This window comes from Actinomycetota bacterium (assembly GCA_041658565.1).
Taxonomy (GTDB): Bacteria; Actinomycetota; AC-67; order AC-67; family AC-67; genus JBAZZY01.
Genome location: JBAZZY010000026.1, coordinates 20,083 through 40,548, shown reverse-complemented (window position 1 = coordinate 40,548; position 20,466 = coordinate 20,083). Strand labels below are relative to the sequence as shown.

The 20,466-nt window shown below is 64.0% G+C and carries 17 protein-coding genes and 1 rRNA gene; 12 read left to right on the top strand and 6 right to left on the bottom strand.

The features are described 5' to 3' along the window. Positions 1 to 112: 112 nt before the first annotated feature. Positions 113 to 1,309, bottom strand: coding sequence for a PQQ-dependent sugar dehydrogenase (locus tag WDA27_11880; protein MFA5891630.1), 1,197 nt, complete (start codon positions 1,307 to 1,309; stop codon positions 113 to 115). Between the two features lie 25 nt (positions 1,310 to 1,334). Here WDA27_11880 and WDA27_11875 point away from each other — a divergent pair, with 25 nt between their 5' ends. Continuing rightward, positions 1,335 to 2,780 (top strand): NAD-dependent malic enzyme, encoded by a 1,446-nt coding sequence (locus tag WDA27_11875; GenBank protein MFA5891629.1) that lies wholly within the window; start codon positions 1,335 to 1,337, stop codon positions 2,778 to 2,780. 3 nt (positions 2,781 to 2,783) lie between these two features. On the opposite strand, the gene WDA27_11870 is transcribed toward WDA27_11875, so the two are convergent. Continuing rightward, positions 2,784 to 3,170 (bottom strand): metallopeptidase family protein, encoded by a 387-nt coding sequence (locus WDA27_11870; GenBank protein ID MFA5891628.1) that lies wholly within the window; start codon positions 3,168 to 3,170, stop codon positions 2,784 to 2,786. Positions 3,171 to 3,295: 125 nt separating this feature from the next. On the opposite strand from WDA27_11870, the gene WDA27_11865 reads away from it, so the two are divergent. From WDA27_11865 to thiI, 6 genes are all read left to right on the top strand, one after another. Beyond that, on the top strand, positions 3,296 to 3,955 hold the full coding sequence (locus WDA27_11865; protein ID MFA5891627.1) for a hypothetical protein: 660 nt from the start codon (positions 3,296 to 3,298) through the stop codon (positions 3,953 to 3,955). A 69-nt stretch (positions 3,956 to 4,024) separates the two neighbouring features. Beyond that, positions 4,025 to 4,969 (top strand): CoA ester lyase, encoded by a 945-nt coding sequence (locus WDA27_11860; protein ID MFA5891626.1) that lies wholly within the window; start codon positions 4,025 to 4,027, stop codon positions 4,967 to 4,969. 10 nt (positions 4,970 to 4,979) lie between these two features. Further along, entirely contained in the window at positions 4,980 to 6,152 is a 1,173-nt protein-coding gene (locus tag WDA27_11855) for an acyl-CoA dehydrogenase family protein (protein ID MFA5891625.1), read from the top strand. Between the two features lie 75 nt (positions 6,153 to 6,227). Then, positions 6,228 to 6,740: a MaoC family dehydratase gene (locus WDA27_11850; GenBank protein ID MFA5891624.1), complete on the top strand. Its 513-nt coding sequence runs from the start codon at positions 6,228 to 6,230 to the stop codon at positions 6,738 to 6,740. Positions 6,741 to 6,744: 4 nt separating this feature from the next. Beyond that, positions 6,745 to 7,929, top strand: a complete 1,185-nt coding sequence (locus tag WDA27_11845) for a MarP family serine protease (GenBank protein MFA5891623.1) — start codon at positions 6,745 to 6,747, stop codon at positions 7,927 to 7,929. A gap of 10 nt (positions 7,930 to 7,939) precedes the next feature. After that, positions 7,940 to 9,124, top strand: coding sequence for a tRNA uracil 4-sulfurtransferase ThiI (gene thiI / locus WDA27_11840; protein MFA5891622.1), 1,185 nt, complete (start codon positions 7,940 to 7,942; stop codon positions 9,122 to 9,124). Here the strand turns inward: thiI and WDA27_11835 are convergent. Further along, positions 9,121 to 9,525 carry a DUF1918 domain-containing protein gene (locus WDA27_11835; protein MFA5891621.1) on the bottom strand — a complete coding sequence of 135 codons (405 nt, stop codon included), beginning with the start codon at positions 9,523 to 9,525 and terminating at the stop codon, positions 9,121 to 9,123. The two genes, thiI and WDA27_11835, sit on opposite strands and share 4 nt — an antisense overlap. Before the next feature lie 299 nt (positions 9,526 to 9,824). On the opposite strand from WDA27_11835, the gene WDA27_11830 reads away from it, so the two are divergent. After that, positions 9,825 to 11,370 (top strand): 16S ribosomal RNA (locus WDA27_11830). Between the two features lie 145 nt (positions 11,371 to 11,515). On the opposite strand, the gene WDA27_11825 is transcribed toward WDA27_11830, so the two are convergent. Beyond that, positions 11,516 to 12,535 (bottom strand): class I SAM-dependent methyltransferase, encoded by a 1,020-nt coding sequence (locus WDA27_11825; protein ID MFA5891620.1) that lies wholly within the window; start codon positions 12,533 to 12,535, stop codon positions 11,516 to 11,518. 93 nt (positions 12,536 to 12,628) lie between these two features. On the opposite strand from WDA27_11825, the gene rfbC reads away from it, so the two are divergent. Next, positions 12,629 to 13,183, top strand: coding sequence for a dTDP-4-dehydrorhamnose 3,5-epimerase (gene rfbC / locus WDA27_11820; GenBank protein MFA5891619.1), 555 nt, complete (start codon positions 12,629 to 12,631; stop codon positions 13,181 to 13,183). Positions 13,184 to 13,212: 29 nt separating this feature from the next. Further along, a complete protein-coding gene (gene metH, locus WDA27_11815; GenBank protein ID MFA5891618.1) occupies positions 13,213 to 16,668 on the top strand; it encodes a methionine synthase in 3,456 nt (1,151 codons plus the stop codon). Positions 16,669 to 16,674: 6 nt separating this feature from the next. On the opposite strand, the gene WDA27_11810 is transcribed toward metH, so the two are convergent. Both WDA27_11810 and WDA27_11805 read right to left on the bottom strand, forming a co-directional pair. Then, positions 16,675 to 17,487 carry a peptidylprolyl isomerase gene (locus WDA27_11810; protein ID MFA5891617.1) on the bottom strand — a complete coding sequence of 271 codons (813 nt, stop codon included), beginning with the start codon at positions 17,485 to 17,487 and terminating at the stop codon, positions 16,675 to 16,677. Continuing rightward, entirely contained in the window at positions 17,480 to 18,088 is a 609-nt protein-coding gene (locus WDA27_11805) for a TetR/AcrR family transcriptional regulator (protein ID MFA5891616.1), read from the bottom strand. The genes WDA27_11810 and WDA27_11805 overlap by 8 nt, the downstream gene beginning before the upstream one ends. Positions 18,089 to 18,213: 125 nt before the next feature. Between WDA27_11805 and WDA27_11800 the strand changes: the two genes are divergently transcribed. Then, entirely contained in the window at positions 18,214 to 19,407 is a 1,194-nt protein-coding gene (locus WDA27_11800) for an acyl-CoA dehydrogenase family protein (GenBank protein MFA5891615.1), read from the top strand. Between the two features lie 5 nt (positions 19,408 to 19,412). Continuing rightward, positions 19,413 to 20,417 carry an alpha/beta hydrolase gene (locus WDA27_11795; protein MFA5891614.1) on the top strand — a complete coding sequence of 335 codons (1,005 nt, stop codon included), beginning with the start codon at positions 19,413 to 19,415 and terminating at the stop codon, positions 20,415 to 20,417. The last annotated feature ends 49 nt before the right edge of the window (positions 20,418 to 20,466 follow it).

The following is a 20,466-nucleotide window of genomic DNA, read 5'->3' as shown; positions in this document are numbered from 1 at the left end:
GCCCAAGAGCCGGGCCGCGTCCTCGAACTGAACCTGGGTTGGAGTCTTCCCCTTGGCCATGGTGCGATGTTCTCACATCGGGACCCAAACACCGCCGAAGTTGGCGACTAAATCAGCGGTCTCCTAGGCCGCGCGCGGCCAACCAGGATGCGGCCAAAACGCCGAGCCCCAAGAGCGCGCGCAAGGCCGCGTTGTTGTCGGCGTCGGCCGGCGGGGTCGCCGGAGTCGAACTCGGTGTCGGGGATGGCGACGCGGTCTGCGTCGGGCGCGCGGAGGGCGTCGCCCCCTGCGCGCGCACCACTTGCAACCCCGACGGGGTGGTGAAGTACAAACCGTCCGGCCCCCAGGTCATTCCGACGACGCCTTCGTCCAAGCGCGCCACAACGGTGTCCCTTGTCACCGAGTTCCGGTTCCCGGACAGATGCAACCGATGGATGGCGCGTTCACCGTAGGTTCCCAAGAACAGGTCTCCAGCGAAGGATCCGAAAGCTTCTCCGGCAAAGGCCATCCCGGTCGGCACGACGATATTGGTGTAGTCGATCACCGGATTGATGAACCGGCGGTCCTCGGCGCGGCCCTTGACGACCGGCCAGCCGTAGTTCCCCTTGCGCCGGATCAGGTTCACCTCATCGTTGCTCGCGGGCCCGTTTTCGCTCTCCCACAGGTTGCCCGTTTCCGGGTCGAAGGCCAGCCCGAAGGAGTTGCGATGTCCCCAGGACCACGTGGGGGAACCGGCGATTGGGTTGTCTGCGGGAATCGTGCCGTCGTCGTTGATCCGGTACACCTTGCCACCGAGCGCGCGCGGGTCTTGCGCGCGCCGCTGGTCGTGCGCCTCGCCGTTGCTCACATACAACTTCCCGTCGGGCCCGAATGCCAGGATCCCGCCGTGGTGGTATTGGGATCCCGAGGGCAATCGATCCATCACGATTTCGCGAGCCACTGCCCGGCGCCCGTCCGACCGAAGGCGTTCGACGCGGTCGGTCTTGCCTCCCGGCAGCGTGTAGAACACGTACACCCAGGGCTCCCCGTCTTGGAACTTCGGGTGCAGAGCCAGTCCGAGCAGTCCGCCCTCGCCGGCCGTCGTGGTGTCAATGCGCGCGAAGGGTTCGGCTTGCAGTGCGCCGTGGCGGATGATCCGGACCCGACCGACGCGTTCGTTGACGAACAACATGTCACCCGAATCCGTGAATTGCAGCGACGTGGGGAAGCTCAGCCGACGAAGCGTTTCGACGCGCATATCCTCGGCCGCGACCGCCCCCGTCGGGGCGATGAGCAATGCGGCCATCAGGGTCGCCCGGACGCGGCGCATACCCGGGACTATAATCCGCAGGTCTATGGCTCAGCTCACGCCTTCTGCGGGATACACCCTAACGATTCGCGTCACGCTCCAAAACGTTCCCGGAACGCTCGGCCGCCTGACTTCGGCGATCGGGCGAGCCGGCGGGGATTTGGGCGCCCTGGACCTCGTGGAACACCGAGGGAAGGAAGTCGTGCGCGACCTGAACGTCAAGTGCCGAGACGAGGCACACGGGCATCAGATCGTGCGCGCGGCGCAGCGAGTTCACGGAGCCGAGGTGCGGGCGATCACCGACCGCACCTTCGCGATGCACGACGGAGGCAAGATCTCGGTGGTGCCGAAGTACCCACTGAAGACGCGCGACGATCTTTCGATGGCGTACACGCCGGGGGTCGGCCGCGTGTCTTTGGCTATCGCCGACGACCGTGAACGCGTGTGGGAACTGACGATCAAGCGGAACTCAGTCGCCGTTCTCACCAACGGGACTGCTGTGCTCGGGCTCGGCGACATCGGTCCGGAGGCGGCGATGCCGGTGATGGAGGGCAAGGCGATGCTCTTCAAGGAGTTCGCCGATATCGACGCATACCCGATCTGCGCGAACGCGCGCACGGTGGACGAGGTGGTCGCGGTCGGAAAGGCGATTGCCCCCGGCTTCGGCGGGATAAACCTAGAGGACATCGCTGCGCCTGAGTGCTTCGAGATCGAGCGACGCCTTCGCGAAGAGCTGGACATCCCGGTGTTCCACGACGACCAGCACGGCACGGCCGTGGTGACGCTCGCGGCGATGCTCAACGCCGCGCGCGTGGTGGGCAAGCGTCTTGAGGACATGCGGATCGTGTTCTTGGGGATGGGCGCGGCGGGCGTCGCCTGCGCGCGCCTGCTGATCGAAGTGGGCGTCGGCGACGTGATCGGCGTCGACCGATCCGGCATCGTTCATCGCGAGCGAACCGAGCATATGAACGATGCGAAGCGCTGGATCGCCGAGCACACGAATCGAAGCGGCCTGAAGGGATCTCTTGAGGACGCGTTGCGCGGTGCCGACGCCTTCGTCGGAGTGAGCGGCCCGGGACTCGTCAAGGCGGACTGGCTCGCGGGGATGACCTCGGACGCGATCGTGTTCGCGCTTGCGAACCCGACCCCCGAGATCATGCCGGAGGAAGTGCCCGAGAACGTTCGCATCGTGGCAACCGGACGCAGCGATTACCCGAACCAGATCAACAACGTGTTGGTCTTCCCCGGGTTCTTCCGCGGCCTGCTGAACTGTCGCGCGCGCGGCATCGTGCCCGAGATGGAGATCGACGCCGGGCGCGCGCTCGCTTCCATCGTCTCGGACGCCGAACTCGACGAGGAGAACATCATTCCGTCGGTGTTCGACCCCCGGGTGATGCCCGCCATCGCTCGCGCCGTCGAGGGTGCGGCCGTGCACAGCCGTGTTGCGCGCCCGAGGCTTGAGAGCACAACTCCGTTCATTCTGCGGAGCTGAGGCTCAGTCCCAGCCGAGTTCACGCAGTCGTTCATCGTCGATTCCGAAGTGGTGCGCGACTTCGTGGAAGACGGTCGTGCGCACTTCGTCGGCAAGTTCTTCCGGCGTTCGCGCGCGCGCCTCGATCGGCCGCCGGTAGATCGTGATGACGTCGGGGAGTGCTCCGGTGTAGCCGGCGTCGCGGTCGGGCTGGGGAATTCCCTGGTAGAGGCCGAGCGTGTCCTTGGGCGCGCCGCCGTCCTCCACGACCACCGCAACGTTGGACATCGCAGCGCTGATCTCTTCGGGCAGCGCGTCGATCGCGTCGGCGACCAGCTCTTCGAAGCGCCGGCGCGCGGCGGATTCGCCGGCCATGTACTCCGACCATCCGGCCTTCCGCTTCGATCCCATCGCGACCTCCAGAGCGATCCTATCCAGAGGTCTGGGAGATGGCTATGTGTGGCTTGCGCGTTCTTGGGCCGAGATGTGCCCCCGTCTGTCAGGATGACGTGAGACGCGTCCAGTAGGGGGTTGCCATGACCACAGGATCCGATCGGCACATCCCGCGGGTGGCGGGAGTATTCGTCGGCGTCGTGTTGCTGATGGGTGTTCTCGGCTGGGGTGTTCAGCGGGCCATTCAGACCTTGGCTCGCGGTGGAGTGGAGTACTCGTACAGCACAGCGAAGAACTGGGACCAGCTTGTATGGAAGGCGGACGCCGTCGCGCGCGCGCGCATCGAGAAGGTAGACGAGCCGCGCTGGAATTCCGTGGACGGCGATTACTGGGACGGCTCGGACGACGTGACCTCCCGGCAGTTCACCGATGTGCGCTTGACGATCCTCCACACGTACCTGGGGGACCTGCCGAAGGGACCTCTGACGATCACCGTCTTCGGACCGGCGTCAAAGCGTTACGACGAGGAGCCTGGGATACCTCCTAGTGAGAACCTGTCGGGGGGTTTCAACGAGGGCGACACGCACATCGTCTTGCTCGGCAGGTTGGAGTACGGATGGGAAGACGGATTGCGGGAGGTCTGGAGCCTCGCGGCTCACTTCGAGGGGAACTGGCGTCTGGACGGCTCACGCATCGCGGGCGGCAGCGCGCTCTCACGGTCGTTGAACGCCGACGGGCTCATCGGGGAGCTGCGAGAGGTGTGGGGCCAGCGCCCGAAGGCCGCCGGCAGCCCCGTGACTTAGCGAGCCGGTTGCGGGGCTCTCCGAGCCGGGCAATACTTCTCCGACTCAAGCGATCCAGGAGGAGACCCCGTGAGAGCACGACGTTCTTGTTTGTCCGTCCCCGGCTCCAGCCCGAAGTTCCTGGCCAAGGCGGCCGGACTTCCCGCAGATGAGGTCTTCTTCGACCTTGAGGACTCCGTCGCGCCGCTTGAAAAGGAAGCCGCGCGCGGAAACATCATCGAAGCACTGAAGAACAATGAGTTCGTCGCGCCGACCAAGATCGTGCGGATCAACGGTGTCTACACCAAGTGGTGCTACCGCGATGTCATTACCCTCGTCGAAGAAGCCGGCCACCTGATCGACGGATTGATGATCCCCAAGGTCGAGTACCCGTCCGATGTCGTGTTCGTCGCCAACCTGTTGCGGATGATCGAGGACACCGTCGGGCTGAACAAGCGCCTCGGGCTCGAAGTTCAGATCGAGACCGCCATCGGCCTTCAGAACATCCAGGCGATCGCCGCCGCGTCCGACCGCATGGAGGACCTGATCCTTGGTCCGGCCGACATGAGCGCGTCGCTCGGTCTTCCCACCGTCACCGCCGGCGCCCCGATTCCCGGGTACGGCAACCTCGACCACTGGCACTACGTGCTCACCCACATCAACGTCGCGGCGCGGGCGAACAACCTGCAGTCGATCGACGGGCCGTACCTGCTCATCCGCGACCTCGACGGATTCCGCGAGGCCGCGATGCGCGCGCGCGCGCTCGGTTACGACGGCAAGTGGGCGCTGCACCCCGACCAAGTCGCGATCCTGAACGAAGTCTTCACGCCGACGCAGGATGAGTACGACAAGGCTGAGGCGATCCTGGAGCACTACAAGCACGCCACCGAAGTCGAGCGCAAGGGCGCGGTCATGTTCGGCAAGGAGATGATCGACGAGGCGAGCCGCAAGATGGCCGAGCAAGTCGCCGCGCGCGGCGAGGCGGCCGGGATGACTCGTGCAAAGGGCGTCGACGACTTCCTGAACGTCGGGTAAGGGGAGTCCTATGTCTCTCTTCGAGTTGACCGAAGACCAGAAGATGATCTTGGACACCGTGCGCGAGTTCGTCGAGCGCGAGGTGATCCCGGTCGCGGACGAGATGGAGCATCGGGACGAGTTCCCGGACCGGATCGTCGAGCAGATGAAAGAGATGGGCCTTTTCGGGATGATGACGCCCGAGGAGTACGGCGGCCTTGGCATGCCGCTCACGACCTACGCGCTTACCGTCGTCGAACTCGCGCGCGGGTGGATGAGCCTCTCGGGCGTGCTGAACACGCACTCGATGGCCACATGGCTGATCAAGACCTTTGGCACCGCGGACCAGAAGCAGCGGTTCCTCCCCCCGATGGCGACGGGGAACCCGCGCGCGGCGCTGCTGATGAGTGAGCCGCACGCGGGCTCGGACGTCCAGGCGATTCGCACGCGCGCCGTGCGTGACGGCGACGATTACGTGATCAACGGCCAGAAGATGTGGGCGACCAACGGCCTGCGCGCGGGCATCTGCATCACGCTGGTCAAGACCGCCATCACCGACCCGCCCTTTAAGGGGATGTCGCTGTTCATCGTGGAGAAGGAGCCGGGTGCGGAGCGCTCCGGCGGTGTGATCGTCGGCAAGAACATTGAGAAACTCGGCTACAAGGGCGTCGAGACGACCGAACTCGCGTTTGACGACTGCCGCGTGCCCGCGGCGAACTTGCTCGGTGGCGAAGAGGGCCAGGGGTTCATCCAGAACATGGCGGCGATCGAGGTCGGTCGCGTCAACGTTGCGGCGCGCGCGCTCGGGGTTGCGCAGCGGGCCTTCGAGGAGTCGATCAAGTACGCCCAGGAGCGCGAGGCTTTCGGCAAGCCGATCGCCCAGCACCAGGCCATCCAGTTCAAGCTCTCCGAGATGGCGACCAAGATTGAAGCCGCGCGCTTGTTGATGCTGCAAGCGGCCGCGATCAAGGATGAAGGCAAGCGCGCCGACCTCGAGGCGGGAATGGCGAAGTTGTTCGCGTCGGAGATGTGCGTCGAGGTCGCGATGGAAGCGTTGCGGGTCCACGGCGGTTACGGGTACTCCAAGGAGTACACGGTCGAGCGCCTGTATCGCGACGCGCCGTTCTTCGTGATCGGCGAGGGGACCAGCGAGATCCAAAAGATCGTAATCGCCAAGAGCCTGCTGCAGAAGTACAAGATCTAGCGCGTCCGAGCGGGCCGGGTTCGCGCAGGGGTTGTACGCTTCATCGAGTTCGAGCTGCAACGGGAGGATCACCAGATGGGCGAGGCGCGCGAGTTCGGCCGGTTCTTTGAGGAATTCGAGATCGGCGACGTCTACAAGCATTGGCCGGGAAAGACCATCACCGAGTACGACGACCATCTGTTCTGCATGATCACGATGAACCACCACCCGCTGCACACCAACGTCCATTACGCCGAGACGCAGACGCACTTCAAGAAGAACGTGGTCGTCGGCAACCTCGTCTACTCGCTTGCGCTCGGGATGAGCGTCCCGGACGTCTCCGGACGCGCCATAGCCAACCTCGAAGTCGAATCGCTCAAACACACTGCTCCGGTCTTTCACGGCGACACTCTCTACGCGCAGACCACGGTGCTGGACAAGAAGGAATCGGGGTCGAAACCGGATCGCGGAATCGTCTCTGTCGAGACCCGCGGGTACAACCAAGACGGCGTGGAAGTGCTGTATTTCCGCCGCAAGGTGATGGTGCCGAAGCGCTCGCACTACCCCGAGTTGCAGCCGGGCCGCCCGGAGCCGGCCGCATCCGAGTAGACGCTTGAACTGGGTCGACTTGCTCATCATCGGGGCCTCCGGCCTTGCGCTGATGGGCGGCTATCGCCGCGGGGTCGTTATGCAGTTCTTCTCCTGGGGAGGGTTTCTTCTCGGCCTGGTCGTCGGAGGGGCAGCGACAACTCCTATCGTTCGCGCCATCGATCCCAGGACGCCGATGTCTCGGGCAGTCGCGGCCCTTGCCGCTTTTCTGGGGATTGCCTTCATCGTCGAGGCGATCATCGCCTATGCCGGAAGCAAGATCACGCGTCGCATCACGCATGCACGGGTTCGTCGGGTCGACGCGATCCTGGGCTCGGTCGTAGCCGGTACGCTGGCGCTGACGTCGGTGTGGTTCCTGAGCGTCCCGGCCAAGCGTGTGCCCGAACTTGCCTCTGCACTCAGGAAATCGGCGATCTTGCGGGCGGAGTATGCGTTGATGCCGCACCCGCCGGACATCCTCGCAGGTATTGGGAACTTCCTCGGGCGGACCGGTTTCCCGGAGGTCTTCGCTCAACTCAACCCCTCGCTTGCTCCGGGGGTGGCACCGGCACCTGCTTCGCTGGCGCGGGATCGCGAGGTGCTTGCCGCCGCCCGTATTACGTACAAGATCGAAAGCGACGGGTGCGGCGGACGCGTTGACGGCAGCGGGTTCTCGGTAAAGGCGCACACTGTGATTACCGCAGCCCACGTTGTGGCCGGGACTCGCAATACAAGGGTTCTCGAGCCGAGTGACGGGGGAGGGCGCAGTTTCCCGGCGCGCGTCGTGTATTTGGACTCGAAACGCGACATCGCGGTTCTGTGGGTTCCCAAGCTCAACTCACGACGCATGGAATTCATTCGTCGTGCGGCGCCGCGGGGGACCGACGGGGCGGCCATCGGGTACCCGGGAGGAGGGGACCGACGGATCTCCGTCGCGCGCGTTCGCGCGCGCACCGAGGCGGTCGGACGCGACATCTACGGAGAGGGCCTGGTCCAGCGCGAGATCTACGTTCTTCGAGCCCGCGTGCGCCAGGGGAACTCCGGTGGACCCTTCATCGACCGGCGAGGGCGCTTGCGTGGGATGATTTTCGCCGCATCCGCGCAAAACCAGGAGGAGTCCTACGCTTTGGCCGAAACCGAGGTTGCGCGCGCGCTCCGCCTGTCGGACGGCCGGACGACCCGTGTGGACACCAGAGCCTGCGCCATCTAGCGTTTTGGCGATGTCGCTACCTGCTCGCCGGAACCTGATCGTCCACTATCACGAGATCGGCCTCAAGGGCCGCAACCGCTCGGTATTCGAACGCGCGCTCGTCACGAACCTTCGCCGGGCGACGTCGGATCTTCACGACTTGCACCCGAAACGGTTGCCGGGTCGCATTCTCGTGCCGATACCCGAGGGCGTTGATCCCGCTGCCGTCGCCGATCGTGTCGGGCGCGTGTTCGGGATCGCCAACTACGCGCTTGCGCGCGGAGGCATCGTGGACTTCGACGCGATTTGTGAACTCGCCGCCGACGCAATGCGCGCCGCGCCCTTCGAAACGTTCGCCGTGCGCGCGCGCGCGGCGCACTCAACGTTCCCAATGAGCGCGCGCGAGATTAACGAGAAGCTGGGCGCGTGGCTGCTCGAAAACGTTGGCGGACGCGTGAATCTGTCCAATCCCGACCGCACCTGCCGCGTCGAGATCGTCGGGGATCTCGTCCTGATCTACGCCGACCGCTCGAGCGGTCCGGGTGGCTTGCCGGTAGGGGTCTCCGGGCGCGTCGCTGTGTTGCTGAGCGCCGGCATTGATTCTCCTGTGGCCGCCGCGCGCTTAATGCGGCGGGGTGCGCGGTGCATGTTCGTGCATTTCCACTCGCAACCGTTCACCGACGCATCGAGCGTGCGCAATGCGCTGGAGATCGCAGGGATTCTCACGCGGTACCAGTACGACTCGAACTTGTATCTGGCGCCGCTGGCGCCGGCGCAGCAGCAGATTGCCACTGAGTGCCCCGAGGCCCTTCGTACCGTGCTGTACCGACGCATGATGGTGAGGATTGCCTCGGAGCTGGCCGTGCGGGACGGGGCGGCCGCGCTGGTGACCGGGGATTCTCTCGGGCAGGTCGCGAGCCAGACGCTGGAGAATCTCTCGGTGGTCGAAGCCGCCTCGCGGCTTCCCGTCTTGCGGCCGCTGGTCGGCATGGACAAGATCGAGATCATCGCCGAGGCGCAAAGGCTCGGAACCTTCGATGTTTCCAGTGCTCCGTGCCAGGAAGCCTGCGTGTTGTTTGAGCCCAAGAGCCCGGCTACCCGGGCAAGGCTGTTTGACGTCGAACGCGCTGAGCGCGTGCTCGACGTAAGTGCGCTGACTACCGAGGCCGCGGATGCGGCCGAGGTTCGCGTGATCCGGTTCCCGCCAGCGTCCTAGCGCTTCTTGGTGGCTTTCTTCGCCGGCTTCTTCGTGGGTTGCTTCACCGACTTCACTGATGACTTCGCCGGCTTCTTCGTGGCCGGTTTTGCGGACTTTGTTGCCGTCTTCGCTGCTTTGGCGGGTTTGACCGCTGTCCGCGTCGCAGTGGTCTTCGCCGCCGGCTTCGCGGACTTCACGGCCTTGCCTGTGGTTGCGGTCTTCGCCGCCGGTGCGACCTTCGGCTTGCCGGTCTTGGGCTCGAACCTCACGGCGCCGGCCCCCGGCTTGAACAGGGACGTGGTGCCGTCCGACCAGCGCACGTTGATGAGCGGGCCGACGACCCCGATTAGCGAGCCTTCCCTCCGCGGGTTCCCGATCTTCGTGCCTTCGATGATCACGCGGTCGCCCACTTTGGGCATGAGCAATCCCCCCTTATAGACTTCCTCGGCCGGCCGTTGAGATGTGCCGGTTGCCTTTCGGCGAACGAGGGATATACTAACTCCCTGCTGTCCAACCGGATGGCAGAAACCAACCGGTATCTACGACCCGGAAGGGTCCAGGTCCGGTGTGCTTGTGCCTTGACAACTGCATAGCGAGGACACAGCCGAACGCGCAGCCTCTCTTCGGAGGGGTTGTGAAATACGCTTGTAAAGAGAGCGGGAACCCAAGCAATTCCTAACCATGAATCCAAACCGGAGCTTCGGCTTCGGATTGAATTTCTATGGAGGGTTTGATCCTGGCTCAGGACGAACGCTGGCGGCGTGCCTAATACATGCAAGTCGAGCGATCGGCCGGGGAAGCTTGCTTCCTCGGTACGGAGCGGCGAACGGGTGAGTAACACGTGAGCAACCTGCCTTGGAGACGGGGATAACGTTGGGAAACCAGCGCTAATACCCGATGATCCGGCTGGAGGACATCCTCTGGTCGGCAAATGTTCCGGCGCTCCGAGAGGGGCTCACGGCCTATCAGCTTGTTGGCGGGGTAACGGCCCACCAAGGCGACGACGGGTAGCTGGCGTGAGAGCGCGAACAGCCACACCGGGACTGAGATACGGCCCGGACTCCTACGGGAGGCAGCAGTAGGGAATATTGGACAATGGGGGAAACCCTGATCCAGCGACGCCGCGTGAGGGACGAAGGCCTTCGGGTTGTAAACCTCTGTTGTTGGGAAAGAAGCCGGGTGCATAACCCGGTGACGGTACCCGACGAGGAAGCCCCGGCTAACTACGTGCCAGCAGCCGCGGTGATACGTAGGGGGCGAGCGTTGTCCGGATTCACTGGGCGTAAAGGGCGCGTAGGCGGCTACGTAAGTCAGGCGTGAAAGCTCACGGCTCAACCGTGGACGTGCGTCTGATACTGCGTTGGCTTGAGGACGGTAGAGGTAAGTGGAACTAGCGGTGTAGCGGTGAAATGCGCAGATATCGCTAGGAACGCCGGTGGCGAAGGCGACTTGCTGGGCCGATCCTGACGCTGAGGCGCGAAAGCTAGGGGAGCGAACCGGATTAGATACCCGGGTAGTCCTAGCCGTAAACGGTGGGTGCTAGGTGTGGGGGACGTATGTTCCTCCGTGCCGCAGCTAACGCATTAAGCACCCCGCCTGGGGAGTACGACCGCAAGGTTAAAACTCAAAGGAATTGACGGGGGCCCGCACAAGCGGCGGAGCGCGTGGCTCAATTCGATGCAAAGCGAAGAACCTTACCAGGGTTTGACATGCTGGCAGTAGTGACCCGAAAGGGGATCGACCCGTTGAGTCGGGAACCAGCACAGGTGCTGCATGGCTGTCGTCAGCTCGTGCCGTGAGGTGTTGGGTTAAGTCCCGCAACGAGCGCAACCCATGTCTTCTGTTGCCAGCGGGTAATGCCGGGGACTCAGGAGAGACTGCCGGCGAGAAGCCGGAGGAAGGAGTGGATGACGTCAAGTCCTCATGGCCCTTACATCCTGGGCTGCACACGCGCTACAATGGCAGGTACAAACCGCTGCAAAGTCGCAAGGCGGAGCTAATCGGAAAAAGCCTGTCGTAGTTCGGATCGAGGTCTGCAATTCGACCTCGTGAAGTTGGAGTCGCTAGTAATCGCAGATCAGCATGCTGCGGTGAATACGTTCCCGGGCCTTGTACACACCGCCCGTCACGTCCTGAAAGTGGGCAACACGTGAAGCCGGTGGCCTAACCCGCAAGGGAAGGAGCCGTCGAGCGTGGGGTTCGCGATTGGGACGAAGTCGTAACAAGGTAGCCGTACCGGAAGGTGCGGCTGGATCACCTCCTTTCTAAGGAGTACTTGATACTCCCATGAAACGGGAACCCGCTCTTGTCCTCGCTATGTAGTTGTTGGCACAAGCCTCAAAACAGGCGCCTTTGGCGCCTTTTTTGGTTTTCACCGGGTTCTTAGGCGGGATCTGAGGCAGTTGCCTATCAGGGGCGGGGCGCGCGCCAGACGCGGTAACGGGTGTCCTCGGCGATTACTTCGGGGGTTGGGAAGACCTCGTTCAGGTGACGCGCGTAGTCGAGGAAGCGGTTGGCGACGATCCATAGTTCGCCCCGGCGATGCAACCGATCGGGAGCTTCGCGGATCAGTCGGACCGCGGCTTCCGAAGCCGTCCTCACTCCCGCGTGGAACGGTGGATTGCTCACGATGAGGTCGTAGTCGCTGCCGGCATCGGAGTAGACGTCGGACGCGAAGACGTTGATCCCGTCGAGGCCGTTTGCCAGCGTGGTCTGTCGGGTCGACTCTAGGGCAAGCGCGTCGACGTCCACGCAATCGACGTGCAGACATCCTCCGGCCCGCAGATGCGCGCCGACGATGCCGGAGCCACACCCGACGTCGAGCGCGCGCGCCTCAGGGCGGATCAGGAGGTTCTCGAGCAGCAGCGCGGATCCCGCATCAAGGCGGCCGGATGCGAACACTCCCGGGTACCCCACGGCGGTGAACCTGCGTCCCCGAGCTTCCGTGGACCAGGTAGTGCGCCAAGCGTCCAGGGATGACGGCTCACCGGGTTTGGCTACAACCGCACTCAACAATCTGCAATGGTGGCGGAAGTCCACGACGTCGGTGGGTCCAATCAGATCGCCAATGTGTCGGGGGGCCGATCGGATCCCGGCGTCGTTGTGGCCTGCGACAAGAACGACCCCGCCGGGGGACACCAGTCCCGCGGCCATCGACAGCAGCATCCGCAGTCGCTCGGTTTCCTTCGGCAATAGAATCGCGGCGGCCGCGTAGCCGGGCGGCCCCGGCGCCCACGGGGCGAATGTTGACGGAACGCCCCGCACCGAGCACGCACGATGCGCGCGCAGGTTCAGGTGGAATACCTCGACGATGTCGCCGCGCTCGATGAATGCCTCGGCAGCCTCCGGGCCGAAGCCTGCCACCAGGATCCGCCCGGCGGGAATAGACCCCAGGTTCTCGACGAGAATCCTTGTCTCGGGTGCGGTCATGCGAGGAAAACTAACACGGCGGTGGGGCGCGACCGGCACCTGACGGCTCCCCGCGGTGCAGGCTTCCGCCCGCTCCGATACACTTCCGTGCCCGTGGAAGAGAACGAGTTTGCAGTCATAAAGAAGTCCGACGTCATTCAGGGCGTCCACTACGTGTTCCCCAAGCCGGCCGACGACGATCGCGGCAAGTTCGCGGAGGTCTACCGCCACGAGTGGATTCCGGGCAGCCGCGAGATGAAGCAGATGAACCTGTCGCTCTCTCGTGCAGGCGTCCTTCGAGGAATGCACTACCACCTGTTTCAGGCGGACTACTGGTATGTCACTTCGGGCAGCGTGTTCGTTGCGCTTTACGACCACCGGGCCGCATCCAAGACCGCCGAGAAGTCGGAGTTCTTCGAACTGCAGGAAGGGGAGGGACGCGGCATCTACATCCCTCCGGGCGTTGCGCACGGCTTCTATGCGATCACCGACGCCACGTTGCTGTACATGGTGGACCAGTACTTCGACGGCACTGATGAACTAGGGATCTACTACGACGATCCGGCGCTTGAGATCACATGGCCTTTCGAAGTCGAGCCGGTCGTCTCGGACCGAGACCGTGACTGCCCGATGCTGGCAGAGATCCCCGAGGAGAATCTCCCGATCTAAGCAGATGCGGCGCCGGTAGGATGCGGCGCATGAGCATCTTTCTTGACGCGCTGGCCGAGCGCGTTCTTGTTTTCGACGGGGCCATGGGGACGCAGATCCAGATCCGCGATCTGGGTCTGGACGGGTTCTGGGGACAGGAAGGCAACTCCGAGGTCCTGACCCTTTCTCGTCCCGACGTCGTCAAGGAGATTCACGCGGATTACCTTGCGGCGGGTGCCGATTGCGTCGAGACCAACACGTTCGGCGCTAACCTCGTCGCACAGGCTGAGCACGGAATGGCCGACCGTGTGCATGAGCTGAACCTGCGCGCGGCGCAGCTCGCTCGTGAGGCCGCTGCGTCCTTCACCGATCGCCCCCGCTTCGTGGTCGGTTCAATAGGTCCGGGAACAAAGGCGCCGAGCCTTGAGCAGATCGGGTTCGACGAACTTGAGCACTCGTACGAGATCCAGTCATGCGGACTTCTGGACGGCGGAGTCGACGCGATCCTCATCGAGACCGCGTATGACCTGCTTCAGGTGAAGGCGGCGCTCGCCGGCGTTTCGGCGGCCTTCGGCACCCAAGGGCGCACGGTTCCGGTAATGGTGCAGGTAACGATCGAGAGCACGGGGCAGATGCTGCTCGGCTCAGAGATCGGCGCTGCGCTTGCGACGTTCGAGCCGTATCGCTTCGTCGATGTGGTCGGGGTCAACTGCGCGACGGGGCCCGTCGAGATGACGGAGCACGTGCGATACCTGTGCGAGAACTCTCGCAAGTACGTCAGCGTGCAGCCCAATGCCGGGCTGCCTGAGATGCGAGACGGGCTGCCTTTCTACAGCCTGACGCCGCAGGATCTGCTGGCCCATCACCGAGTGTTCGTTGAGGAGTTCGGAACGAACATCGCCGGCGGGTGCTGCGGGACGACTCCGGAGCACATCCGTGCACTCGCCGACGCATTAGGCGGGCAAGCACCTCGGCCGCGCGCCCGGTTGTTCGAGCCGTCGTGCGCGTCGCTGTACGTTGCGCAACCCTTCCGGCAGCAGACGTCTGTCTTTGTTGTCGGGGAGCGGTGCAACGCTCAGGGTTCGCGCCGGTTCAAGGATCTCGTGGACGGTTCCGACTGGGATGGTGCCGTGGTAGTGGCCCGGGACCAGGTGCGCCAGGGTGCGCACGCGATCGACGTGAGCGTCGATTTCACGGGTCGAGACGGTGTCGCGGACATGACCGAGGTGGTCTCGCGATTGCGCGGGCAAGCGACTTCGCCGATCTTCCTCGATTCAACTGAGCCGGCTGTGATCGAGGCGGGGCTGAAGTTGATCGGTGGTCGGCCGGTCATAAACTCGGTCAATCTAGAGGAAGGCAGCGGTCCGGAATCGCGAATTGCGTGCAATCTTCGAAACGCAGTCAAGTTCGGGGCAGCCGTTGTTGCCCTCGCGATTGACGAGGTCGGCCAGGCGACCACCGCCGCGCGCAAGGTTGAGATCAGCCGAAAGATCTTCGTTTTGGCGGTCGGCGAGTACGGACTCGAGCCTCACGACATCATCTTTGATCCCATTGTCCTGCCGATCTCGACCGGGCTGGAGGAAGCGCGGCATGCTGCCGTCGAAACGCTCGATGCGGTCGCAGCCTTGCGAAGTGAGTTCCCGTCGTCCTTTGTGAGTCTGGGCGTATCCAACGTCTCTTTTGGACTGTCGCCGGCCGCGCGCCAAGTGCTCAACTCGGTGTTCCTACATGAGGCCGTTGAGCGCGGGCTGGATATGGCAATCGTGCATGCGGCGCAGATCCTGCCGCTAAACCGGATCGAGCCCGAGCGTCTAAACGCCGCCCTCGATCTCATCTACGATCGTCGCAGCGACGGAGTGGATCCGCTGCAGGAGTTCATCCGCTTGTTCGAAGGCGTGGATGCCGCCCACGCATCCGCGGGTCCGGTTCTTGGGGATCTTCCGCTGGAGGAAAGGCTGCCTCGCAGGATCGTGGACGGTAATCGCGACGGTCTCGATGGCGACATCCGGGAGGCACTCGCTTCCTACGCCCCGCTGGACATCGTGAACCGGTTCCTGCTGGAGGGGATGCGGACGGTCGGGGAGCTATTCGCCTCGGGTCAAATGCAGTTGCCGTTCGTCTTGCAGTCGGCGGAGACCATGAAGGCGGCGGTGGCGTGTCTTGAGCCTCACATGGAGAAGGCCGAAGGCGAAACCAAGGGGACCCTCGTTCTTGCGACGGTGCGCGGTGACGTCCACGACATCGGCAAGAACCTGGTGGACATCATCTTGACCAACAACGGTTATACCGTGGTGAACTTGGGCATCAAGCAGCCGATTTCCTCGATCATCGAGGCGGCGGCGCGCGAGAAGGCCGACGCCATTGGGCTGTCGGGCTTGCTCGTGAAGTCCACGGCCGTCATGCGCGAGGACCTTGAGGAATTGAACCGCAGGGGCTTGCACGGTTACTCGGTGATTCTCGGCGGCGCTGCGCTGACGCGCTCCTACGTCGAGGACGATCTGCGTCGTCTCTACAATGGGAAGGTCTTCTACGGCCGCGACGCGTTCGCCGGTTTGCGCACGATGGACGAGATGATGGCCGAGAAACGCGGTGAGAAGGTCGTTGACGCGGCCCCCAAAACCAAGCGGGTAGCGCGCGCATCCTCGGTCCCCGCCGCCCCCGCGGCCGCGACGAGATCCGATGTCGCGACCGACGTTTCGATCCCCGCGCCGCCTTTCTGGGGAAGCCGCGTGGTCAAGGGGATCCCGCTCGCCGACATCGCGGCGATGCTGAACCGAACCTCGTTGTTCCGAGGGCGGTGGGAATTCAAGCGCGCGCGCGAGCAGTCGCCCGAGGACTTCGAGCGTTTCCTCGCCGATAACGCCGAACCTGTGCTGCGCGACTTGCTGTTACGGTCTGCCGTCGAAGAGATCTTGCAGCCGGCCGTGGTCTACGGGTACTTCCCCGCACAGTCCGACGGGAACGACCTCATCGTGTACGAGCCCGGGAGCACGCAGGAGATCGTTCGGTTCTCGTTCCCGCGCCAGGAGCGCGATCGCCGGCTTTGCATCGCGGACTTCTTCCGTCCGGTGGGATCGGATCAGACGGACGTGCTCGCAGTGCACCTGGTCACCGCGGGATCCCGCATCGGGGAGTTGGCGCAGGAGTTGTTCTCCTCCGACCGCTACCAGGAGTACTTCTTCCTGCATGGGTTCGGAGTGGAAATGGCCGAGGCACTCGCGGAGCTGTGGCATCAGCGCATTCGCCGCGAACTCGGGATTGCGGATGCCGACGCTTCAGATCCAGAGAGTCTGTTCGGGCAGGGATACCGCGGTTCACGGTACTCCTTCGGCTATCCGGCATGTCCGAATCTGGAGGACCAGAAGCACGTCTTCACTTTGCTGCAGCCGGAGCGGATCGGCGTGCGCTTGAGCGAGGAATTCCAACTCGATCCCGAGCAGTCGACAAGCGCCATCATCGTGCACCACCCCGAGGCTCGGTACTTCTCGGTCGGTCGCAGCGAGTAGCTGAATCTAGGCCTTTCCGGCGTCCTCGATTGTTACCTTGATCAGGGTGATCGGCGGGTCGGGTCGCAGGCCGAGTCCGTTTCCAATCGGCTCGCCCTTCGTCTCAATCATCTTGTCGAGTGTCCCGAAGCTGGCCTTGTCTGTGGCGTCTACGGCTCCGAAGAACGTGTAGTTGGCCGGCAGCGAGGGCCAGTCCTTCACCACGATGAAGAACTGGCTGCCGTTGGAATCGGGCGAGCCGGAGTTCGCCATGGCGATGAATCCGCGCTTGTACTTGGTGATCGGCGACGGTGTCTCTCCGCCGTATTGGTACCCGGGTCCGCCGGAGCCGTCGCCATTCGGGTCCCCGCCCTGCACGATGGCGAAGTCTGATTCCTTCTGTACTCGATGGAAGATCGTTCCGTCGTAGTAGCCCTGCTGGGCGAGGAAGACCACGTTGTTGACCGTCTTGGGCGCCAGTCGTGGGTCCAAGCGCAGGTTGATCGGGCCCATCGACGTCTGCATGTGCGCGATGTACGTGTGTTCCGGATTGATTATCTCGCACGGAGGCAGGGCGAAGGTCTTCTTGCCGATCGTGTCGGGACCGGGACTGGTGCACGCGGACGACGATGCGGATGGCGACGGACTCTGCGACGAGGATGCCTTCGGCTCTCCGGAGCCACGCACCAGGAACAGCGTGCCGCCGCCGATGAGTCCGAGCACGACGACCGAGAGTAACCACGTCAGCAACCGACGCCTGCGTCTGCGCTGTTTGCGTTGCGTCTTCTCCTGCTGCCGCTGCTCGCGAATTCGCCGCTGCTGGTATCCGCCCTTACCCACGCTCGCCCTCCTTGCGGCGCGGCAGGCCCGAGAGGCCTCGCCACGCCAGTTCGGTCAAGTCCTTGACTAACTCGTCTCTGCCGACTTGCTGTTTGCGGTCGATCCACCACGTTGAGGCTGCCTCAGCCATGCCCATGACGCTACGGGCAAGCAGTTCGGACTCCTCCAACGGCTTGCCGGTCTCCTCGACAATGATGGCACCGATTGCTCCTGCGGCCGCATCGTGGAAGTGATCGATGGCCTCGCGGAAATCGGGGTCTGCGCCCATCGTCTCGCGGAACAGAAGGCGGAAGGAATCGACGTTGTCCTCGATGAATTTGAAGTAGGCCGCCAGTCCGCGCTGGATGCGCACGTGACCGGCTGCACCGGCAATCGCGTCGGAAACCTGGACCAGCAGCCGAGCCATGTCGGAGTCAAGCAGTGCGCAGTAGAGCTCCTTTTTCCCGACGAAATGCTGGTACAGGACGGGCTTGGTGACGCCCGCGCGCTGGGCGATCTTCTCCATTCCGGCGCCGTGGTATCCGTCCTCGCCGAACACCTCGCGCGCGACCGCGAGGAGCTGCGCCCGCCGGGCTTCGGCGGTGAGCCTTCGCGTGGCCAGGGCTGTCCCTTTCCTCGTGGGCGCGCACTTGACGAACCGCGTGCGCCGCCCTAGATTACCGGATGGTAAGTTACCGTCAAGTAACCTGTTCGCGCGACGCGGACCAGACCAACGCGGGGGAATTGATGCCTGACTTCGGGTTGAACTCCGAGCAGAAAGAGTTCAAGAACTGGATTCACGAGTTCTCTGAGAAGGAGATCCGTCCGGCTGCGGCCGAGTATGACGAGACCGAGGAATTCCCCTGGCCGATTGTAAAGAAGGCCGCCGAGGTCGGGATCTACACCTTTGACTTCTACATGCAGACGGGCCAGGACGAGAGCGGCCTGATGATGCCGATCGCGCTCGAGGAGGCAGCTTGGGGCTGCGCCGGCATCGGCCTCAGCATCTTCGCCACGGGCCTGCCGATGGCCGCGGTTGCGGCGAGCGGCGACTGGAACGCCATTCAGAAGTGGGCGCCGATGATGTTCGGCACGCCCGAGGACCCCAAGCTTGGTGCGTTCTGCGTGACCGAGCCGAACGCCGGTAGCGACGTGTCGCAGCTTCGCACGACCGCCAAGCGCGAGCGCGACGGCTGGCTACTCAACGGCACCAAGAACTTCATCACCAACGGTGGAATCGCCGACGTCCACGTTGTCGTTGCGACGGTTGATCCCGCGCTCGGACACCGCGGTCAGGCGACGTTCGTCGTCGGCCCCGACACGCCGGGACTGTCGATGGGCAAGAAAGAAAAGAAGATGGGCATCCGCGCTTCGCACACCTCCGAGGTCATCCTCGAGGACGTGTGGGTGCCGGGCGAGAACTTGCTCGGCGGCGAGGAGAAGCTACAGGCGAAGCTCGAGCGCGCGCGTTCGGGACAGAAGTCCGGCAAGTCCGGCGCCCTGGCGACGTTTGAGGCCACCCGCCCGTCGGTCGGGGCTCAGGCAGTCGGTATCGCGCGCGCGGCGTGGGAGTTCGCTCGCGATTACGCCAAGGAGCGCGTCACCTTCGGCCGCCCGATCATTGAGCACCAGGGCATCGCATTCCAGCTTGCCGACATGGTCATGGAGACCGAGGCTGCGCGCTTGCTGGTGCACCGAGCCGCCTGGATGGGGCGCACCGGCCAGCAGTTCGTCCACGCCGAGGGTTCGATGTCGAAGCTCAAGGCCGGCGAGGTGGCCGTCAAAGTGACCGACCAAGCGATCCAGATCCTCGGCGGATACGGATTCTGCAAGGACTTCCCGGTCGAGAAGTGGCACCGCGACGCGAAGATCTTCACGCTGTTCGAGGGCACGAGCGAGATTCAGCGTCTCGTCGTCTCGCGCGCGCTGGCGGCCGAGTAGCGGGAATGTATCTGCGGGGGACCGAGGACGGGACGCTGTTTCCGAAAGACCGCTGCGTCGTCACGTCCGACGGTGCCCACGTTGCGTACACAATCAAAGGACAGAAGAGCCCCGTCGTAGTTCTCTGCGCGGGGCTCGTCTGTCCGGATAACTTCTGGAAGTACCTCGTCCCGTCGCTCCAGCGTCATTACAGCGTCCTGGTCTGGAACTACCGGGGCAGTGGGGCGTCGGGCATGCCGACGGCCCCCGGCTTTCGAACGCGCAACTACACGGCGGATGATTTCGCCGTCGAGCTATACGCCGACGACCTGCGCGAGATCCTCGACCGTGAGGGGATCTCCGAGGTCGTCGTGTTGGGCCACTCGATGGGGACGCAGGTTGCGCTGGAGGCATACCGGCTGATGCCTGATCGGGTGCGCGCCATCGTGTCGGTGGCGGGTCCGTTTGGGGCGCCGCTGGATTCCTTCTACAACACTCGTCTGTCGTCGGAGTTGTTCCCGCTGATTTCGTTCGCGATATCGCACACGCCAGGGCTTGGGCCTGTGTGGCGAGCGTTGCTGCGGTCGCCGATCGTGCATCCGATCGCTTTGGCGGTTCGGGCGCTCGGGCCGGCGACGAAAGAGGAAGACATGAAGCCCTACTACGACCATCTGGCGTCGCTGGACCCACTGGTGGTTGTGAAGATGGCAGAGGCGGCGCACGCGCACAGCGCTGAGGACTTGCTGCGTCACATCGATGTTCCAACGCTGGTGGTCGTGGGGGAGAAGGACAACTTCACGCCGCCGTGGGTCGGGCATGTGATGGCGTCGCGTATTCCGGTGGCCGAGTTGTGCGTCGTCCCCGAGGGTACGCATACAACTCTCATCGAGTACCCGAAGGTGGTCAACCGCGCGGTGCTGGACTTCTTGCGGCGGCATTTGGGTGAGACTCAAGGCGCGGTTTCCCTGACCGCCCGGCGGCGGGCGCGCGCCCGCCGTTCGTCAACCGACGCCGCCACCCCGCGCCCGTAGCGCGTCGCGAGGGATGTCCGGCGACGGCCGATCCCGGTCGGTACGATGT

What these genes read in the sequence shown, in the direction of transcription:
- WDA27_11880 (MFA5891630.1), bottom strand. Translation starts at nt 1,309, where the DNA reads ATGCGCCGCGTCCGGGCGACCCTGATGGCCGCATTGCTCATCGCCCCG.
- WDA27_11875 (MFA5891629.1), top strand. Translation starts at nt 1,335, where the DNA reads ATGGCTCAGCTCACGCCTTCTGCGGGATACACCCTAACGATTCGCGTC.
- WDA27_11870 (MFA5891628.1), bottom strand. Translation starts at nt 3,170, where the DNA reads ATGGGATCGAAGCGGAAGGCCGGATGGTCGGAGTACATGGCCGGCGAA.
- WDA27_11865 (MFA5891627.1), top strand. Translation starts at nt 3,296, where the DNA reads ATGACCACAGGATCCGATCGGCACATCCCGCGGGTGGCGGGAGTATTC.
- WDA27_11855 (MFA5891625.1), top strand. Translation starts at nt 4,980, where the DNA reads ATGTCTCTCTTCGAGTTGACCGAAGACCAGAAGATGATCTTGGACACC.
- WDA27_11850 (MFA5891624.1), top strand. Translation starts at nt 6,228, where the DNA reads ATGGGCGAGGCGCGCGAGTTCGGCCGGTTCTTTGAGGAATTCGAGATC.
- thiI (MFA5891622.1), top strand. Translation starts at nt 7,940, where the DNA reads ATGTCGCTACCTGCTCGCCGGAACCTGATCGTCCACTATCACGAGATC.
- WDA27_11835 (MFA5891621.1), bottom strand. Translation starts at nt 9,525, where the DNA reads ATGCCCAAAGTGGGCGACCGCGTGATCATCGAAGGCACGAAGATCGGG.
- WDA27_11825 (MFA5891620.1), bottom strand. Translation starts at nt 12,535, where the DNA reads ATGACCGCACCCGAGACAAGGATTCTCGTCGAGAACCTGGGGTCTATT.
- metH (MFA5891618.1), top strand. Translation starts at nt 13,213, where the DNA reads ATGAGCATCTTTCTTGACGCGCTGGCCGAGCGCGTTCTTGTTTTCGAC.
- WDA27_11800 (MFA5891615.1), top strand. Translation starts at nt 18,214, where the DNA reads ATGCCTGACTTCGGGTTGAACTCCGAGCAGAAAGAGTTCAAGAACTGG.
- WDA27_11795 (MFA5891614.1), top strand. Translation starts at nt 19,413, where the DNA reads ATGTATCTGCGGGGGACCGAGGACGGGACGCTGTTTCCGAAAGACCGC.